The 17,204-nt window shown below is 68.3% G+C and carries 17 protein-coding genes; 13 read left to right on the forward strand and 4 right to left on the reverse strand.

All coding sequences use genetic code 11. The features are described from left to right. The first annotated feature begins 48 nt into the window (after positions 1–48). The 5 genes from J0J01_RS06320 to J0J01_RS06340 are packed head-to-tail and all read left to right on the forward strand — an operon-like array spanning position 49 to position 4,898. Positions 49–942, forward strand: coding sequence for a branched-chain amino acid ABC transporter permease (locus tag J0J01_RS06320; RefSeq protein WP_296379385.1), 894 nt, complete (start codon positions 49–51; stop codon positions 940–942). Then, positions 942–1,664 carry an ATP-binding cassette domain-containing protein gene (locus tag J0J01_RS06325; protein WP_296379386.1) on the forward strand — a complete coding sequence of 241 codons (723 nt, stop codon included), beginning with the start codon at positions 942–944 and terminating at the stop codon, positions 1,662–1,664. The genes J0J01_RS06320 and J0J01_RS06325 overlap by 1 nt, the downstream gene beginning before the upstream one ends. Next, positions 1,661–2,389, forward strand: a complete 729-nt coding sequence (locus J0J01_RS06330; protein ID WP_296379387.1) for an ABC transporter ATP-binding protein — start codon at positions 1,661–1,663, stop codon at positions 2,387–2,389. The genes J0J01_RS06325 and J0J01_RS06330 overlap by 4 nt, the downstream gene beginning before the upstream one ends. Further along, positions 2,386–3,321, forward strand: a complete 936-nt coding sequence (locus J0J01_RS06335; RefSeq protein ID WP_296379388.1) for a branched-chain amino acid ABC transporter permease — start codon at positions 2,386–2,388, stop codon at positions 3,319–3,321. Before J0J01_RS06330 ends, J0J01_RS06335 begins: the two co-directional genes overlap by 4 nt. Next, positions 3,318–4,898 (forward strand): FAD-dependent oxidoreductase, encoded by a 1,581-nt coding sequence (locus tag J0J01_RS06340; protein ID WP_296379389.1) that lies wholly within the window; start codon positions 3,318–3,320, stop codon positions 4,896–4,898. The genes J0J01_RS06335 and J0J01_RS06340 overlap by 4 nt, the downstream gene beginning before the upstream one ends. A 65-nt stretch (positions 4,899–4,963) precedes the next feature. Here J0J01_RS06340 and J0J01_RS06345 read toward each other — a convergent pair whose 3' ends face one another. Then, a complete protein-coding gene (locus J0J01_RS06345) occupies positions 4,964–5,920 on the reverse strand; it encodes a hypothetical protein (protein WP_296379390.1) in 957 nt (318 codons plus the stop codon). 33 nt (positions 5,921–5,953) lie between these two features. Here J0J01_RS06345 and J0J01_RS06350 point away from each other — a divergent pair, with 33 nt between their 5' ends. Then, entirely contained in the window at positions 5,954–7,366 is a 1,413-nt protein-coding gene (locus J0J01_RS06350; protein WP_296379391.1) for a hypothetical protein, read from the forward strand. Then, positions 7,363–8,058, forward strand: a complete 696-nt coding sequence (locus J0J01_RS06355) for a creatininase family protein (protein ID WP_296379392.1) — start codon at positions 7,363–7,365, stop codon at positions 8,056–8,058. The genes J0J01_RS06350 and J0J01_RS06355 overlap by 4 nt, the downstream gene beginning before the upstream one ends. A gap of 56 nt (positions 8,059–8,114) precedes the next feature. On the opposite strand, the gene J0J01_RS06360 is transcribed toward J0J01_RS06355, so the two are convergent. Then, the gene (locus J0J01_RS06360) at positions 8,115–9,338 is read right to left on the reverse strand and encodes a CinA family nicotinamide mononucleotide deamidase-related protein (RefSeq protein ID WP_296379393.1); all 1,224 of its coding nucleotides are present in this window, start codon (positions 9,336–9,338) and stop codon (positions 8,115–8,117) included. Between the two features lie 77 nt (positions 9,339–9,415). On the opposite strand from J0J01_RS06360, the gene J0J01_RS06365 reads away from it, so the two are divergent. Further along, positions 9,416–10,243 carry a class I SAM-dependent methyltransferase gene (locus J0J01_RS06365; RefSeq protein ID WP_296379394.1) on the forward strand — a complete coding sequence of 276 codons (828 nt, stop codon included), beginning with the start codon at positions 9,416–9,418 and terminating at the stop codon, positions 10,241–10,243. Positions 10,244–10,348: 105 nt separating this feature from the next. Here J0J01_RS06365 and J0J01_RS06370 read toward each other — a convergent pair whose 3' ends face one another. Both J0J01_RS06370 and J0J01_RS06375 read right to left on the reverse strand, forming a co-directional pair. Then, a complete protein-coding gene (locus J0J01_RS06370; RefSeq protein ID WP_296379405.1) occupies positions 10,349–10,777 on the reverse strand; it encodes a carboxymuconolactone decarboxylase family protein in 429 nt (142 codons plus the stop codon). A 112-nt stretch (positions 10,778–10,889) separates the two neighbouring features. Next, positions 10,890–11,867, reverse strand: coding sequence for a trypsin-like peptidase domain-containing protein (locus J0J01_RS06375; protein ID WP_296379395.1), 978 nt, complete (start codon positions 11,865–11,867; stop codon positions 10,890–10,892). A 93-nt stretch (positions 11,868–11,960) separates the two neighbouring features. On the opposite strand from J0J01_RS06375, the gene J0J01_RS06380 reads away from it, so the two are divergent. The 5 genes from J0J01_RS06380 to J0J01_RS06400 all read left to right on the forward strand — a co-directional run bounded on the left by J0J01_RS06380 (position 11,961) and on the right by J0J01_RS06400 (position 16,981). Then, positions 11,961–12,731, forward strand: coding sequence for an IclR family transcriptional regulator (locus tag J0J01_RS06380; RefSeq protein ID WP_296379396.1), 771 nt, complete (start codon positions 11,961–11,963; stop codon positions 12,729–12,731). 171 nt (positions 12,732–12,902) lie between these two features. Next, entirely contained in the window at positions 12,903–14,315 is a 1,413-nt protein-coding gene (locus J0J01_RS06385) for a sugar ABC transporter substrate-binding protein (protein WP_296379397.1), read from the forward strand. A gap of 89 nt (positions 14,316–14,404) precedes the next feature. After that, positions 14,405–15,358, forward strand: coding sequence for a sugar ABC transporter permease (locus tag J0J01_RS06390; RefSeq protein WP_296379398.1), 954 nt, complete (start codon positions 14,405–14,407; stop codon positions 15,356–15,358). Further along, positions 15,355–16,251, forward strand: a complete 897-nt coding sequence (locus J0J01_RS06395) for a carbohydrate ABC transporter permease (RefSeq protein ID WP_296379399.1) — start codon at positions 15,355–15,357, stop codon at positions 16,249–16,251. The genes J0J01_RS06390 and J0J01_RS06395 overlap by 4 nt, the downstream gene beginning before the upstream one ends. 115 nt (positions 16,252–16,366) lie before the next feature. Further along, on the forward strand, positions 16,367–16,981 hold the full coding sequence (locus tag J0J01_RS06400) for a hypothetical protein (protein WP_296379400.1): 615 nt from the start codon (positions 16,367–16,369) through the stop codon (positions 16,979–16,981). Positions 16,982–17,204 lie beyond the last annotated feature (223 nt).

Raw genomic sequence — 17,204 nt, forward strand, 5'->3', positions numbered from 1 at the left:
GAGCAAACGCTAGGTCCTTCGCTTCGCTCAGGACGACAGGGAAAGTGGATGTACTCGACCGAACTCGTCGTCCAGACGTTCATCTCCGGGGTCATGATCGGCGTGCTCTACGCCCTCATGGCGCTGGGGATCACGTTCATCTACTCGATCATGCGCATGATCAACTGGGCGATGGGCGAGTTCTACATGATCGGCAGCTACCTCCAGTACATGCTGGTGGCGTGGCTGCTCGGCCCCGACCTGTGGTGGCTTGCCATCCTGGTCGCGACGGCCGGCGTGTTCGGGCTCGGGCTGCTCACCGAATGGAGCCTGCTGAAGCCGATCTCGAGCAAGGCGGCCGAGGTGCGCAGCGACTACGCGACCGTCATCACGCTGGCGCTGCTGCTGATGCTGCGCAGCCTGGCGACCGGCATCGCTGGCCCCAACCAGTTCACGCCGGGCTCGAACCTGCCGATCGTGATGGTGGGGCCGATGCCGATGGCCGGCGCGCGGGTGGCGGCGTTCGTGTTTGCGCTGGTGGCGCTCGGCGTGTTCTGGGCGGTGCTGCGCTACACCTGGTACGGGCTGGCGCTGCGGGCCACGGCGCAGAGCCGCGTCGGCGTGCAGACCGCAGGCATCGACGTGCTGCGGGTCGATCGCGTCGCCTTCGGCATCGGCGTGGCGCTGGCCGGGCTCGCCGGTGCGCTGCTGGCGCCGGTGTTCCTGGTGTTTCCGACCAACGGCCTTGTCACGACCGTGAAGGGTTTCGAGATCGTGGTGATCGGCGGGCTGGGCTCGATCCCCGGCGCGTTGATCGCGGGCGTCCTGCTGGGGCTGATCGAATCCTTCGGCGCCGCCTTCATCGATTCGGCCTACCAGAACATCTACGGCTTCGTGCTGGTGCTGCTGGTGCTCGTGCTCAGGCCGACCGGCCTGTTCGGCGAGCGCGGCCGCGAGGCGTGATGGCCGCGCTCGAAGCCATCGGCCTGCGCAAGCGCTTCGGCACCCTGCAAGCGGCCAACGACGTCACGCTGAGCGTCGAGCCGGGCGAGATCCGCGGCCTGATCGGCCCCAACGGCGCGGGCAAGACGACGCTGGTCAATCTCGTCACCGGCGTCTACGCGCCCGATTCGGGTGAGGTGAAGCTCGCCGGCCAGAGCATCACCGGCCTTGCCATGCACGAGATCGCGCGGCGCGGGCTGGTGCGCTCCTTCCAGGTGACGCGCCTGTTCGGCAACCAGACGGTGCGCGAGAACCTGCTGACCGCCTTCCACGCCCGCCGGCCGGCGAACGTCGACGGCGAGGCGGCGGCCGAGCGCATGATCCGCCTGACCACGCTCGGGCCGCTCGCCGACACGCCGGCCAAGAAACTGTCGGGCGGCCAGCGGGCGCTGCTCCAGATGGGCTGCGGCTTCATGGTGCCGGGAAGCTGCTACGTGCTCGACGAGCCGTTCGCCGGCATCAACCCGGTGATCAAGGAGACGATCCTGGAGATGATCGTCGAGGTGAACCGCGCCCAAGGCGCCGCATTCCTGGTGGTCAGCCACGAGATGGCGATCATCCGCCAGCTCTGCCCGCAGGTGACGGTGATGATGGAGGGCAAGGTCGCGGCCCAAGGCACGCTCGACGAGGTGGCGCGGCTGCCCGCGGTGGTCGCGGGCTATCTCGGCAAGGCGCTCGAATGACCGCGTTGCTCACCGTCGAAGACGTCTTCGCCGCCTACCAGCCCGGCGTCGACATCCTGCAGGGCATGTCGCTCACCGTGCCCCGGGGCGGGCTGGTGCTGGTGATCGGCCCCAACGGCGCCGGCAAGTCGACGCTGCTCAAGACGGTGTTCGGCCTGCTCGCGGCGCACCGCGGCGCGATCGCGCTCGACGGCAAGCCGATCGCCAACCTGCCGAGCCACGAGATCAAGCGGCTGGGCGTCTCCTATGTGCCGCAGGAGCTCAACACCTTCCCGCAGCTCACCGTCGAGGAGAACCTCAAGGTCGGCGGCTGGACCTTGCGCCGCGAGCCCGCGCGCCTGAAGGACCGCATCGCCAAGGTCTACGAGATCTTCCCGGTACTGGCCGAGCGCCGGCGCGACAAGGCCGGCAGCCTGAGCGGCGGGCAGGGCCGCATGCTCTCGGTCGCGCGCGAGATGATCACCGAGCCGCGGTTGATGCTGGTCGACGAGCCGACGGTCGGTCTCGCCCCCAATCTCGCCGAGCAGGTCTACGAGCTGCTGCAGACCGCGCGCCGCGCGATTTCCACCACGATCCTGCTGGTCGACCAGAACGTATCGGATGCGCTGCGCCACGCCGAGGATGTGGTGATGATGAATCTCGGCAGGGTGAAGGCCGCTGGGCCCGTCGGTGAGTTCGGCGAAGCGCGGGTGCGCGCGCTGATCCAGGAGTGCCTGCTGGGATGAGCGCCTCGTTCCGCCGCTCCGCCGTCGCGATCGGGTTCGCCGCGCTCCTGTTGGCGCTGGTGCCGTTGTTCACCGGCAGCTTCGTGCTGCACGTGCTGACCATCGCGCTCTATTACGTGATCCTGGCGGCGAGCTGGAACCTGCTGGCCGGCTACACCGGGCAGTTCTCGCTGGCGCATCACGCCTTCGCGGCGATCGGCGCCTACACCTCGGGGCTGATGGGCTATCACCTCAAGATCTCACCGTGGATCGGCATTCCCTGCGGTGTCATGCTGGCGGGTGTGTGCGGGCTGATCCTCGGCCGGCTGGTGCTGAAGATGCGGGCGATCTATCTCGCGATCGCGACCTGGGCCTTCGCAGAGACCTTCCACATCTATCTCACCGCCGACTACAAGTTCACGCGCGGCGAGCTCGGCCTCAGCGTGAAGTCGCTCTACGGCACGACCGATCCGATGCCGTACTACTTCACCTTCCTGGCGCTGACCGTGCTGGTGCTGCTGGGCCTCAGGCTCTTGATCGATTCGCCGCTCGGCTTCTTCATGCGCGCGATCAAGGACGACGAGTTGCGCGCCAAGAGCCTCGGCATCGACACGACCAAGGTGAAGATCGCGGTGTTCGCGATCTCCAGCGCCATCGCGGGGCTGGCGGGCGGCTTCTTCGGCCACTACATCGCGCTGCTGACCCCGCAGATGATCGACTTCTCGGAGATGGCCAAGATCGTGGTCATGGTGGTGATCGGCGGCTTCGGCACCTTCCTCGGCCCGATCGTCGGGGCGGCGCCGGTGCAGGTGGTGATGACCTACCTACAGTCCTACGGCGAATGGAATCTCGCGGTGTTCGCGCTGATCGTGATCGTGCTGATGCGCTTCAGCATGGAGGGGGTGGCGAGCCTGTTCACGCCGCTGTGGCGGCGGGTGTGGAACTGGAAATGAACGTCGATGTCGTGGTGGTCGGCTCGGGCGCGGCCGGGCTGTCGGCGGCGCTCGCCGCGGCGGTCGACGGCGCCAAGGTGATGGTGCTGGAGAAGTCGCACTGGCTGGGCGGCACGACGGCGATGTCGGCGGCGGGCACCTGGGTGCCGGCGAACCATCACATGCTGGCGGCGGGGATCGAGGATTCGGCCGAGGAGACGCTGACCTACATCCGCGCCGTCTCGCCGCCGGGCTGGCAGGAGACCGAGGACGAGCTGTGGCAGGCGCTGGCCGAGCAATCGGCGCCGATGCTGCGCTTCCTCGAGGACAAGACGCCGCTGGTCTTCGAGCTGGTCAACCATCCCGACTTCTATGTCGAGGCGCCGGGCGGCAAGCTGTTCGGGCGCATGGTCTCGCCGACCCTGATCAGCCGCTACATCCTGGCCAAGTGGTGGAACCGCGTGCGCAAGTCGGTGAAGCCGCAATTCTTCACCTACAAGGAGATGGTCGACGGCGTGCTCAAGGACCCAATGCGCGCGATCCTCAGGCTCGGCTCGTCGCTGGTCTGGCGCGTCATCGCAGGCAAGGTCGGCCTCGGCAACGGCCTGACCGTCGGTCTGACGCGCGGCTGCCTCGATGCCGGCGTCGACATCCGTCTGGAGGCCGAGGTGAAGCGGCTGGTCGCCGAGGGCGATGTCGTCACCGGAGTCGAAGCGGTGATCGACGGCAAGCCGGTCACGATTCGCGCGACCAAGGGCGTGGTGCTGGCGACCGGCGGCTTCGACTGGGCGTCGGGCTACATGGCGACGTATTTCCCGGGCCTCGATCTGGTCGGCGCGCCGGACACCAACACCGGCGACGGCCAGCGCATGGCCGAGGCGGTCGGTGCCGAGCTGGCGCACATGGACCAGGCCAATATCGCGCCGGCGACCTTCACCCAGTACGAGGGCCGGCGGCACGCGCAGCCGCTTTATGAGACCTACGCGCCGCATTGCATCCTGGTGAACCGCGAGGGCCAGCGCTTCGTCAGCGAGGGCAGCGCTTCGCTGGGCTCGGCGATCGACGAGCGCGGGCCCGACGGCAAATCGAAGCACGCGCCGGTCTGGCGCCTCTTCGATTCGCGCTACAGCCACCGGCTGTCGGCAATGTATGCGGCGAAGGATCCGGCCTTCGTGCGCACCGCCGACACGATCGAGGCGCTGGCAACGAAGATCGGGCTCGATCCTGCGACGCTGCGCGCGACCGTCGACCGCTTCAACGGCTGGAAGAAGCAGGGCGTCGACCGCGACTTCCATCGCGGCGAGACGGCGTGGGAGCGCTACTACACCAAGGACCGCGCGCTGGAGACGGTGGAGCAGGGGCCGTTCCATGCCGCACCGTTCCTTTACGTGAGCCTCGGCACCAAGGGCGGACCGCGCACCGACCGGCACTGCCAGGTGCTGCGCCGGGACGGCTCGGTGATCGGCGGGCTCTACTGCGCCGGCATCGCCATGGCGAGCCCGATCGGCACCCGGGCGGTCGGCGCGGGCACGACCATCGGGCCGTGCCTCACCTTCGGCTACATCGCCGGCAAGTCGATCGCGCGGCGCAACGCCTGAGCTGGCGCGCCGCGTGCACCGTGCCTGCGGCGCACCCTTCGAGACGCATCGCTACGCGATGCTCCTCAGGGTGACGTGGAGGGCCGATCTTGCAGTAGCTGCCGGTAGATCGGCTGCAGCAGGGTCGGGATGATGTAGATCGGCACCTGGACGGCGGCGATGAACAGGAAGATGTCGGGATCGGCGGTGATCGGCAGCACCGCCATCAGCAGCGCGTTGTTGCGGCCACCCGAGCAGTAGCCGGCGGTCAGCGCGCTGCGGCGGTCGAGGAAGGCGAGGCAGCCCAGCGCCATCACCGCGTTGGTCAGCAGCATGCCGGCGAACGATCCGGCGACGAAGCCGCCGAGCTTGGCGGGCTCGGCCATCGCGCGGCCGACGATGCCGTCCATCAGCGGGATGGCGTAGACGATCAGCAGGATGATCGACAGGCCGTCGATGCGCTGGGCGTTGTGGCGCAGGCCGTCGCTGCCCAGCCAGGCGCGGATCGCGACGGCGCCGATCACCGCCAGCACGACGATGGCCAAGAGCCGCAGGCTGAGCGCGCCGACACTGATGTGCAGGTCGAGATCGAGCAGCCACAGGGCGAGCGGCGGCAGCGTCAGCGGCACGGCGAAGTTGGTGATCAGCGCGATCAGCAGCGCCAGCGAATTGTCGAGCCGCAGGAAGGTCGCCGTCGTCGCCGCCGAGATGATGGTCGGCGCCATGGCGCTGAGGCAGAGCGCGGCGATCAGGCCCGGCCAGATCGGAAACAGGCTCCAGATCGGCCAGACCGCCAGCGGCACGGCGCCCAGCAGCGCCGCCGACAGGCTGAGCGCCAGCGCCGGCCGGGCGAGCAGGGCACGGACCCGCGGCCAGTCGGTGCGCACCAGGGCGAGCATCAGCAGCAAGACTGCGAGCGGGGCGACCAGCGGGCGGGCCGCCGCCGCGAGGTCCTGGAACACGATGCCGACCAGCAGCGAGAACGGCAGCAGGGCGGTCGCGTGCCGGCCCATTCGCCGCAGAACGTGATCCAGCAGGTCCATTGCCCGCACCCTATCACAGGCTAGAGTGGGACCATGGTCTTCCGATCGCTGCTGGTTCTCCTCCTCGGAACGGCAACCGCCTGGGCACAACCGACGCCGGCGCCCGACTGCACCGCCGACGTGGCGGTGCACGACGATCTCTCGCTCGATGTCGTCTATCGCTGCCGCGCCAGCCAGCCGCTCAGCTTCGAGTCGATGGGCGAGCGCCCGACACCGTACCTGCGCGACTTCACCGCCGGCCGCGTCGATCCGGTGAACGGGATTGTCGAGCAACGCTACCGCTTCGACCTGTCGGGCTTCGCGCGCGCGCTCAACTCGCCGTCGGAAGGCATCCAGAAGGGCAAGGGCGTGCTGGCGCCGCTCGGCGCCTGGCTGCTCGAGCCGCGCGGTTACCAGAAGGTGCCGACCATCGATATCCGGGTGGCGACCCCGAAGGGCATGATCTTCTCCAGCGGGCTTCCCAAGGTGGGCGATGCGTGGCGGCTCGCCAATGCGACGGTGCGTTTCGCGGGCTACACCGCGATCGGCAAGGTCGAGCTGCACGAGTTGCCGGTGCCGGCGGTCGGCAGCCTCAGGCCGGGACAGGCCAAGAAAGAGGGCGTGCTGCGGCTCGCCCTGCTCGACGGCTTCGGCGAGGCGACGCGGCCTCTGATCGTCGACTGGGTGAAGCGCACTGTCGAGGCCGAGGCCAATTACTGGCACGGCTTCACCGCCGACGAGATGCTGGTCGGGCTGGTGCCGCAGCCGCGGCCCGGCGTCGGCTTCGGCCGCACCCAGCCGGGCGGCGGCGTCACCATCATGATCGAGGTCGGCGAGCACATCGACCAGCGGCGGATGTTCAACGACTGGGTGCTGGTGCACGAGCTGATCCATTCCGGCATGCCGTTCATCCGCGGCCGCGCGACCTGGTTCATGGAGGGCTCGGCGACCTACGTCGAGCCGATCATCCGCGCCCGCGCCGGCTGGAAGACCGAGGAAGAGGTCTGGCGCGAATGGATCCAGAGCATGCCGCAGGGCGAGGGCGTGTTCGCGCGCGGGCTTTCGCAGGCGGGCGGCCGCGAGAACTACTGGGGCGGCGCGATCTTCATGCTGCTCGCCGATCTGGCGATCCGCCGCGACAGCAACGGCGCCAAGGGGCTGGAGGACTGCTTCGCCGGCGCGCTGTGGCGCGGCCAGGGCGGCGCCGATCGGGTCGGCATGGACGCCTATGCCAAGGCGTGCGACGAGGCGACCGGCACGACGTCGGTGAGCGCGCTGCTCGACAGGCATTTCTACAACGCCGAAGCGGTGCGGCTCGACGCGCTGTGGAAGGAGCTCGGCGTGGCGCTGGTCGGCGACCGCATCGTGCTCGACGACGGCGCGCCGCAGGCCAGGTGGCGCAAGATGATCGTCCTGGGCCCGCCGGGCCGGAACCCCAGGCACGTCAAGCTGCCGTGGGAGTCATGACTGAAGCTCCGACGGGCGTCTGGCTCGAGGACCTCACCTGGCCGGAGGCGAAGCAGCGGTTCGATGCCGATGCCGTCGTCGTCGTGCCGATCGGCGCGGCGTCGAAGGCGCATGGCGCGCATCTGCCGCTCAAGACCGACGCGCTGACGGCGCGGGCGCTGGGGCAGAAGCTGATCGAGCGGCTGGCTGTGGTGGCGGCGCCGGTGGTGGGCTTCGGCTACTACCCGGCCTTCACGAGCTTCGCCGGCAGCCAGCATCTGACGGCCGACACCTTCAAGGCTCTCATGCGCGAGCTTATTGCGAGCCTCATGGCGCATGGCGTGAAGCGCATCGCGCTGATCAACACCGGCGTCTCGACCGAGAAGCCGCTCGACGAGATCGCGGCTGAGACCGGGGCGCTGGTGCTGCACATGCGGCTCATCGGCCGGGCGGCCGAGGGGCTGATCGAGCACAAGGACGGCGGCCACGCCGACGAGCGCGAGACCTCGGTGATGCTGGCGCTCGATCCGCGCAGCGTGCGCATGGCCGAGCTGAAGCCGGCCGCCGACTTCAAGCTCTCCGCCGCGACCGGCGATCCGACGCGCGCTTCGGCCTTCAAGGGCGAGCGGCTGCTGGCGGCGCGGATCGACGATATGGTGCTGGCGCTGGCGGCCAGGTGGCCGGATATCGCTCCGCTGTCATTCCGAGCGTAGCGAGGGACCTTTCCTGTGGCCTTAAGGGTCCCTCGCTTCGCTCGGGATGACACCCGTCATCGCCGCTCGAAGTCGATGCGCTCGTCGACCGGCAGGCCCATCAGATGGCGGCGCAGGCAGTCCAGGCCGAGCTCGGCCGCGCCCGTCCTCACCCAGTCGCGGCCGCCGACCAGGCGGGCGACGCGCTGCACCGGGCCGCCCCCTTTGGCCGTATTCTCATCGGCGATCTGCACGGTGATGGTGGCGCCGAAGTCGGGCCGGTCGGGACCGTCGTCGAGCTGCATCAGCACCACCAGCGCATGGCTGGCGCCACTCTCCGCGCGCAACGTATCCGCCGCCCCGTCGGCGGTCATCTCGGCCGCGATCACGCCGCGCCGGAACACCGTGTCGGCGCCCAGCAGCGGCGCGAGCCGGTTGGCGATGGCGCCCGACGTGAAGGTCTCGCCGATCGCCAGCGTATGGCCGCCGGCTTTCAGCCGCTCGAACACCATGCGCTCGAGCGAGGACTCGTCCTCGGCGACCACGAAGTTGCCCAGCCGCCTGCGCACCTCGGCCTCGATCGCCGCCAGCTTGGCGTCCAGCTCGGCCTCGGTCGCGCCGCGCGCGGCCAGCTTGGTCTCGAGCTCGGGGAAGTGCGCCTGGAAGCCGAGCTTGATCTCGCCGTCGATCGCCAGCCCCGGGATGCCGGCCAGCATCTCGTCGGCGCGGCTCTCGCCGATGCCGAAGGAATGGAAGCGCTTCAGCCTGGTCACACCGGTGATACCACCCAGCTTCAGCAGCCGCGGGATCACCTGCTCGTCGAGCATGCGCCGCATCTCGCGCGGCACGCCGGGCGTGAACAGGAAGCGCGCCTTGCCGATGGTGACGGCGAAGCCGCAGGCCGTGCCGATCGGGTTGTCGATGAACTCGGCGCCCTCGGGCAGCATCGCCTGCTTGCGGTTGTTGGCCGGCATCACCCGGCCGCGCCGCGCATAGGACTCGGTCATGCGCTGCATCCAGTAGTCGGAAAGCACCAGCGTCACGCCGCAGGCCTCGGCTGCAACTTCTTGGCTCAGATCGTCGACCGTGGGCCCCAGCCCGCCGTTCACGATCACCGCGTCGGCGCGCTCGCCGGCCTGGCGGAAGGCGGTCAGCAGGCTGGCGCGGTCGTCGCCCACCGTGGTGCCCCAGGCGACGTCGAGCCCGACCTCGCCCAATTTACGCGCGATGTGACTGTAATTCGTGTTGACGGTCTTGCCGGTGAGGATTTCATCGCCAGTGCATAGGATCTCGACGCGCACTCGTTTCCCCTTCATTGCATTCCACACATGTAATAGAGGCGAGTCTCGCGCGCCCGTCGAGCGTTCATGATGCCGAGATGATCCAGACCCGGCCGGTCGTCGGCGCGCCGTCGTTCGCCCTCGACAACACCTCGCTCGCCTTGGATTACGAGCGGATCAGCGCGCTCCGCCATCTCGAGCCCGGCCGGCAGCTGGTCGGCGACCTCGCCATCCGCCGCGGCGAGCGCATCCTCGATGTCGGCTGCGGCACCGGCACGCTGGCCGAGGAGATCGCCGCCACCGTCGGCCCCGACGGCTTCGTGCTGGGCATCGACCCGCTGCCGCTACGCATCGGGCTCGCCACCAGCCGCGCCCGCGACAACCTCTCCTTCGAGCTGGGCGACGCCAACGACCTCGACCGCCTGGCCGACCGCAGCTTCGATGCCGTGATGCTGAACGCCGTCCTGCACTGGCTGCCCGACAAGACCGGGCCATTGCTCGGCTTCTGGCGCGTGCTGCGCTACGGCGGCCGCCTGGGGATCAGCACGGCGCTCAAGGGCGACGTGCCGGAGCTGGTGCGGACCGCCCGCGCGGTGCTGGCCGAGCCGCCGTTCGACGAGCATCCGCGGCCGCGCGAGGGCATCACCTTCCGGGTCGACGCCGAGGAGCTGCGCGCGCTGCTGCAGACCACCGGCTTCCAGCCGCGCTTCGTCGAAGTCCGCGAGCACCCGTTCCGCCACGCCGGCCCCGAGGACGCGCTGCGTTTCATGGAGGCGAGCTCCTTCGGCAACGCGCTGGGCCACCTGCCGCCCGAGCTGCGCGACCAGGCGCGCGCCCGGGTGCGCGAGAAGTTCGCCGCCCTGGTCGGCCCCGACGGCATCGTCAGCACCGGCCGCCGCGTCGTCGCGATCGCCGAGCGGCGCTGACCGTCGTCCCGACCGGAGCGCGCAGCGCGAAGTGGAGGGACCTCCTCTCCACGGGCAAGGTCGTGCCTGAGAGAGAAGGTCCCTCGACTACGCTCGGGACGACGGTCAAGCCGCCTTCGGTACGTCCTTCAGCACCGCCGGGCTGACGCGGAAGCCGACATTCAGCCGGTTGAAGGCGTTGATCGCGCCGATCGACAGGGTGAGCTTGACCTGCTCGTCCTCGCTGAAATGCGCCTTGAGGTTGGCGTAGACCTCGTACGACGCGCCGCCCGGCTCGAGTCGGGTCAGGGCCTCGGTCCATTCCAGCGCGGCCCGCTCGCGGTCGCTGTACAGCTCCGATTCGCGGAAGGCGTCGAGCAGGATGATCCGCTCCTCGCTCTCGCCGGCCTGGCGGGCTTCCCGGCTGTGCATGGCCAGGCATACGGCGCAGCCGTTGATCTGCGAGGCGCGGATCTCGACCAGCCGCACGATCGTCGGATCGAGGCCCTGGTGGGCCGCCATCGCGAAGCCGATCAGGGGCTTGAGCTTGTCCATATGGCTGAGGGTGTCGACGCGGGTCGTCATGGCCTGCTCCTTCGTCAGGGGGTGCTTCTGCCCCTTCGACGAACGAGCCGGCCGGGAATCGACATCCCGGCGGACCTCTTTTTCACCGCCGCCGCTCGACCGGCACCACCGTCCGGTGCTCGATCTTGCCGCCGCGCAGCAGGGCGAGCGTGGTCGCCTTGCCGATGCGCTCCGAATTGAGCAGGCGGATCAGCGCGTCGGCGCCCGGGGTCGCCACCCCGTCGACCGACAGCAGCAGGTCGCCCGCCAGCACCCCGGCGGCGTCGGCAGGACTTCCCGGCTCGATAAAGCTGACCCGGATCGCGCGGGCGCCGGCGCCGGTCGCCAGCCCGATGCGGCGCGGCAGCGGCACGGTCTCGGCGGCGATGCCGATATGGGCGCGCCGGACCCTGCCGTGCGCGATGAACTCGGACACCGCGAACACCGCGGTGTTGGACGCCACGGCGAAGCAGATGCCCTGGGCGCGCTGGATCATGGCGGTGTTGATGCCGACCACCTCAGCCGTACTCGACACCAGCGGCCCGCCCGAATTGCCGGGATTGAGCGCGGCGTCGGTCTGGATGACGTCGTCGATCAGCCGGCCGGAGGCCGCCCTGAGCGAGCGGCCGAGCGCCGACACCACGCCCGCGGTGACGGTCGATTCGAAGCCGAGCGGATTGCCGATCGCCACCACGAGCTGGCCGCGCTTCAGCGCCCGGCTGTCGCCCAGGCGGGCGAACGGGATGCCGCCCGGCAGGTCGCACGACAGCAGCGCCAGGTCGGTGTCCGGATCGTCGCCCAGCACGCGCGCCTCGCGGCTGCTGCCGTCGGCGAAGGAAAGCCGCACGCGGCGCGCGCCGCCGACCACGTGGCTGTTGGTCAGGACGAGGCCGTCGCCGGCGATGACCACGCCGGAACCGACACCGCCGGGGGCGTCGCGGCCGTTCGTCAGCCGCTCGACCCGCACGACCGCCGGCCCGACCCGGTCCACGACCGAGACCACGGCGCGGGAGTAGGCGTCGAGTAGGGCGCCGTCGTCGTCCAGGGCGGCGGGGGTGGGGGAGGGTGAGTCTAGGGGCATGGGGTCCTCCGGGAGAAGGAGGGCTATATGGGAAGGCAAAGGTGCAATTGCACCCGCCGGGGCCTAGGGTGTCCCGGATAGCGGGATTGAGGCATGACCAGGAAACCGACCATGCGCCGCGCGCCGGACGACGCGCTGAAATCGCTGGCCAAGGTGGTCGCGGTGCTCGGCGCCTTCACGACCGCGCGGCGGTCGATGTCGCTGGCCGAGATCGCCGCGGCGACCGGCTTCCCGCGCAGCACCGCTCATCGGCTGGCGGCGTCGATGCGCGAGGTCGGCCTGCTCGACCAGGGCAGCCAGCGCGACCGCTACCGGCTCGGCATCAAGCTCTTCCAGCTCGGCAACACCGCGCTCGCCAACATGGACCTGCATCGCGAGGCGCGGCCGGTGATCGACGGCCTGAACCGCGTCACCGGCCACGTCGCCAAGCTCGCGGTGTTCGACGGCCGCCAGGCGATCGTCACCCACAGCGTGTCGGCGGCGAGCGGCACGCCGCTCACCCTGATCGAGGCGGCGCCGGTGCATTGCACCAGCACCGGCAAGGCGATCCTCGCCCACCAGCCGCCGGCGGCGGTCGACGCCATCATCGCCGATGGCCTCGAGCGCTTCACCGAGGCCACGATCACCAGCGGGCGCAAGCTCAAGGCCGAGCTCAGGCTGATCCGCGCCCGCGGCTATTCGGTCGACGAAGGCGAGCACCAGCCGGGCATGCGCTGCATCGGCGCGCCGATCCGCGATCGCACCGGCCGCGCCATCGCCGGCCTCAGCGTCAGCGGCCCGGCACGCCAGCTCAGGAAGGCCGAGGTCGGGGCGCTGGCGAAGATCGTCATCCACCACGCGCAACTGATCGAGGCGCAACTGTAGGACTCATGGCCGGGAGCGCGGCTCTCCAGAGCCGCCTCTTGTCAGGACGACAGAGATGAGCGCCACTGGAGCGGCGCGGTCCGATGAGTTCATCCCGGAGTGCGGGATACGATTCTGTTTGACGGGATATTCGCGGTCGCGAAGAATTCCTTCAAATCGAGGGAGGATTCTATGCATTCGCGACGCCAATGGCTCGCGGGACTGCCTGCTGCCGCGCTTCTCACCCCATTTCTCACCTTGGGCGCCGGCTTCCGCGCCGCGGCACAGGAGGACGCGCTCGCCTATTACAAGCAGGCCAAGATCGACTGGCAGCAGGCCAAGGGCCAGTCGCTGACCATCGGCCTCAACAAGCACCCGTTCACCGAGTCGCTGCTGCCGCTGATCCCCGAGTTCCGCCAGCTCACCGGCATCAACATCGAGTACCTGATCCTGCCGGAGGCCGAGTACTTCACCAAGCTGGTGGCCGACCTGTCGCAGCAGCGCGGCGAGTTCTCGGTCATCATGACCGGGCCGATGCGCAACTGGCAGTACGTGCCGCCGAACTGGATCCTGCCGCTCGACGACTTCCTCAAGAACCCCAAGCTGACCGATGCGGCCTGGTACAAGCTCGACGACTTCTATCCGGCGCTGACCGCGGCCAACCGCTGGAATGGCAAGGACGGCTCGGGCGTCGGCGAGGGCCCGCTCTATTCGATCCCGGTGCTCGAGGAGAGCTACATCCTCGCCTACCGCAAGGACATCTTCGACCAGCACGACATCAAGGTGCCGACCACGCTCGAGGAGATGGCCGAGGCGGCGCGCCAGGTGAAGAAGAACGCCGGCATTCCCGGCATCACCGCGCGCGGCACGCCCAGCCTCGCCAGCATGGGCACCGGCTTCATCAGCGGGCTCAAGTCCTACACCGACGGCCAGTGGCGCGAGCTCGACGACAAGCTCGTCGCCAACCTCCACGACCCGCGCTCGGTGAAATACACCGAGCTGTGGATCGACATGGTGCGCGAGAGCGGCCCGCCCAACTGGGCCAACACCCAGTGGTACGACGCCATGGAGGCCTTCACCGCGGGCCAGGCCGGCATGATCGCTGACGCCGATTTCTTCGCCGCCAGCTACGAGGATCCCAAGAAGTCGAAGGTCGCCGGCAAGGTCGGCTACGCGCTGCTGCCGGCGGGGCCGGGCGGCAAGACCTATTCGGGCCTGTGGACCTGGGCGCTGGGCATCAGCCGGGCGACCAGGAACAAGGACGCCGCCTGGCTGTTCGTGCAGTGGGCGACCGCCCAGCGCACGCTGCTCAACGCCACCGTCGGCTACCGCAACTACAACCCGTCGCGCCAGTCGGTGACCAACGATCCGCGGGTGCAGGAGATCATGGCCGGGTGGGGCGGCGGCAGCTACCTCAAGACCGTGGCGAAGAACCTCGAGACCGCCAGGGTCGCCTGGGTGCCGCAGTCCGAGCGCCAGCGGCTGGGCGACATCTGGGCGCGCGCCCTGCACGAGGTCTACTTCAAGCGGCTGTCGGCCGCCGACGCGCTCAAGAAGGCGAGCGGCGAGGTCGACAAGGTGCTGAAGGAGGCGGGGATCAAGTAGGTGGCTAGGACCTTCGTCGGACGACGCAGGAATCAACCCCTCCCCATTCAAATGGGGAGGTGTCGGCGTCTTACGCCGACGGAGGGGTCATGACTGCGGCCCTGACCCCTCCGTCGCGGATGACCGCGCCACCTCCCCATATGAATGGGGAGGGTTACAAACGGCGCCGCCGCCCCGACCGCTTCCTGCCCTACCTCCTGCTGTCGCCCGCGCTCGTCCTGCTGGCCGGCATGATCTACCCGTTCGGGCTCGGCCTCTATTACAGCTTCACCAGCTACTGGCTGCAGTATCCCAACCGCTTCCGCTTCGTCTGGCTCGACAACTACATCAACCTGGTCGAGGAGCCGCTGTTCGCCCGCGCCCTCGAATTCACGCTCGGCTTCACCGTGGCCGCCGTCGCGATCCAGGTCGGGCTGGGGCTGGCGGTGGCGCTGTTCCTGCACGCGCGCATCCCCGGCCGCGGCGCGATCCGCGCCCTGATGCTGATGCCGCTGATGATGCCGCCGGTGATCACCGCGCTGATGTGGAAGATCATGATGGCCTCGACCACCGCCGGCATCCTCAACTACCTGCTGTCGTTCGTGGGCGTCGATCCGGTGAACTGGTTCGGCTCGACCCAGGGCGCGGTGGTCTCGGTGATGATCATCGACACCTGGGGCAACCTGCCGTTCGTCGCGCTGATCCTGCTGGGCGGCCTGCAGGCGCTGCCGACCGAGCCCTACGAGGCGGCCAAGGTCGACGGCGCCGGCCCGATCACCACCCTGCGCTACGTCACGCTGCCGCTGCTCAGCCCGTTCATCGTGCTGGTCGTGCTGTTCCGGGCGATGGATTCGCTCCGCATCTTCGACGTGATCTACGCCACCACGCTCGGCGGGCCGAACGACGCGACCACCAACCTGCACATCATGGCCTACCAGTATTCCTTCCAGTGGTTCCAGATGGGCAAGGGCATGGCGCAGGCGATCGTGCTGCTGCTGCTGGTCGTGGTGGTGAGCTACCTGCTGATGCGGCTGTGGAACAAGGCGGCGGAGAGCACCGTATGACGACGGCCGTCGCCGCCTTGCCGACCGTCCGCAAGGCCGTGCCCACCCGGCAATACGTCCGCCACGTCGTGGTCGCGCTGGCGGCGATCCTGCTGCTCGCCTGGACGGTCTTCCCGTTCTTCTGGATCCTGCTGACCTCGCTCAAGAGCCCGGGCGACATCCTGTCGGTTCCCCCGAAGTTCGTGTTCACGCCCACGATCGACAACTACGCCGCGCTGGTGATCGGCGAGCAGCGCGGGCAGTACTCCTCGACCCGGCCGGACTTCCCGCTGTTCTTCCTCAACAGCCTGATCATCTCGCTGGGCGCGGTGGCGCTGTCGGTGGTGGCCGGCATCCCGGCGGCCTACGCGCTCGCGCGCTTCGAGTTCCCGTACAAGAACGGGTTCGCCTTCGTGCTGATGAGCTTCCGCTTCGTGCCGTTCATCGCCTTCGTGATCCCGCTCTACCTGCTCTACCAGCGGCTCGGCCTCTACAACACGCATGCCGGCCTGATCTTCGCCTACCAGCTGATCACGCTGCCGTTCACCATCTGGATGCTGCGCAGCTTCTTCATGGAGATCCCGACGGAGATCCAGGAGGCGGCCAAGATCGACGGCTGCTCGTGGTTCGGCGTGCTGACCCGGGTGATCCTGCCGCTCAGCCTGCCAGGCGTCGCGGTCACGGTGATCCTGGGCTTCATGTTCTGCTGGAACGCCTTCAACTACCCGCTGATGCTGGCCGGCCGCCAGACCTTCCCGGTGACCGTCGGCGCCATCCAGTTCATCTCCTACGAGCAGGTGCTGTGGGGCCAGATGGCCGCCGCGACGATCGTTGCCGCCCTGCCGCAGTTGCTGCTGAGCCTGATGGTGCAGAAATACATCGTGCGCGGGCTGACGATGGGGGCGGTGCGGTGACTCCGCTCGTGCTGGTCGCCCTGAACCGCTGGGTCGCACCTCAGAGGGGCAGCGCGGGAATAGTCGTCGAAATTGAAGGTTGCATTCCCACCGCGTTCCCGGCGAGCTTCGGGACATGCAAAGCATTACAGTCGGGCGTGGCGTTGTTGTCACCATCGAGCGCCTCAGGGAAGAAGTCCGCGATGTTGTCGGATGGCTCGATCTCAAAATGCGTACCGGGAAATACTCCTTTGGACTCGTGCTCGAACTGGCCCAACACGGATTGACGCGCTCATACAGTGTTCATGCCATCTACGATGAAATCGGGATTCTCGAAGCTAGCGATTCTCGACCCAGCGCGACGAAGCCAGCCACCCCCTTTCTCAGGCCACCCCTAACCGGTCTCTGGCATAAGCACCACTTCCAGCCGCGCTTCCTTCCGAAGAATCTATGCCTTGAGCTCTCCAGGCCCGGCGCCATGGAAGAAATCTTCGCTCCACTCAATGGTCAATACGTATCGGATGTCGCTGATAGGTTAGCGTTCGAGACTGTGATTGGCAGCTACTCGAAACGAGCCACTCAAGGACGTCTGACGGGCGAGTTCATCGTGTACGAGCAACGGCCTGATGGTTCAAACTATTATCTGACTCTGGGTGGGCATGGTGAGTATGACGCGATACGAGAGAGAGTAGATGCCTATCGCGAATACGACGAAGAAATAAAAAGAGACAATCAGGACGGGAAAAGTTGAGCTTATCTCTTTGGTGTAGCTATGGCGTTGGATCAAGCCGAGGCTAGCTACCCAGCCTCGGCTTGGCGCGCATGCCTAGGGAAGGTCTGACCAAGTCACGCAATGACGGCGTCGCCGGTCCTTGGTCTCGTAGTCGGCTCTTTTCCGTCGGAAGCCGTCACGAATGGGCGCAGAAGGCTCCGTATTTGCGGTGAGGTGCCGGCGTTCTCGCTGTCTCGCCCCT

It is taken from the genome of Reyranella sp. (assembly GCF_017305915.1).
Taxonomy (GTDB): Bacteria; Pseudomonadota; Alphaproteobacteria; order Reyranellales; family Reyranellaceae; genus Reyranella.

Excerpts from the sequence above, each read along its gene's own strand:
- J0J01_RS06320 (WP_296379385.1), top strand. The coding sequence starts at position 49 with ATGTACTCGACCGAACTCGTCGTCCAGACGTTCATCTCCGGGGTCATG.
- J0J01_RS06325 (WP_296379386.1), top strand. The coding sequence starts at position 942 with ATGGCCGCGCTCGAAGCCATCGGCCTGCGCAAGCGCTTCGGCACCCTG.
- J0J01_RS06330 (WP_296379387.1), top strand. The coding sequence starts at position 1,661 with ATGACCGCGTTGCTCACCGTCGAAGACGTCTTCGCCGCCTACCAGCCC.
- J0J01_RS06335 (WP_296379388.1), top strand. The coding sequence starts at position 2,386 with ATGAGCGCCTCGTTCCGCCGCTCCGCCGTCGCGATCGGGTTCGCCGCG.
- J0J01_RS06340 (WP_296379389.1), top strand. The coding sequence starts at position 3,318 with ATGAACGTCGATGTCGTGGTGGTCGGCTCGGGCGCGGCCGGGCTGTCG.
- J0J01_RS06345 (WP_296379390.1), bottom strand. The coding sequence starts at position 5,920 with ATGGACCTGCTGGATCACGTTCTGCGGCGAATGGGCCGGCACGCGACC.
- J0J01_RS06350 (WP_296379391.1), top strand. The coding sequence starts at position 5,954 with ATGGTCTTCCGATCGCTGCTGGTTCTCCTCCTCGGAACGGCAACCGCC.
- J0J01_RS06355 (WP_296379392.1), top strand. The coding sequence starts at position 7,363 with ATGACTGAAGCTCCGACGGGCGTCTGGCTCGAGGACCTCACCTGGCCG.
- J0J01_RS06365 (WP_296379394.1), top strand. The coding sequence starts at position 9,416 with ATGATCCAGACCCGGCCGGTCGTCGGCGCGCCGTCGTTCGCCCTCGAC.
- J0J01_RS06370 (WP_296379405.1), bottom strand. The coding sequence starts at position 10,777 with ATGGACAAGCTCAAGCCCCTGATCGGCTTCGCGATGGCGGCCCACCAG.
- J0J01_RS06375 (WP_296379395.1), bottom strand. The coding sequence starts at position 11,867 with ATGCCCCTAGACTCACCCTCCCCCACCCCCGCCGCCCTGGACGACGAC.
- J0J01_RS06380 (WP_296379396.1), top strand. The coding sequence starts at position 11,961 with ATGACCAGGAAACCGACCATGCGCCGCGCGCCGGACGACGCGCTGAAA.
- J0J01_RS06385 (WP_296379397.1), top strand. The coding sequence starts at position 12,903 with ATGCATTCGCGACGCCAATGGCTCGCGGGACTGCCTGCTGCCGCGCTT.
- J0J01_RS06390 (WP_296379398.1), top strand. The coding sequence starts at position 14,405 with ATGACTGCGGCCCTGACCCCTCCGTCGCGGATGACCGCGCCACCTCCC.
- J0J01_RS06395 (WP_296379399.1), top strand. The coding sequence starts at position 15,355 with ATGACGACGGCCGTCGCCGCCTTGCCGACCGTCCGCAAGGCCGTGCCC.
- J0J01_RS06400 (WP_296379400.1), top strand. The coding sequence starts at position 16,367 with ATGCAAAGCATTACAGTCGGGCGTGGCGTTGTTGTCACCATCGAGCGC.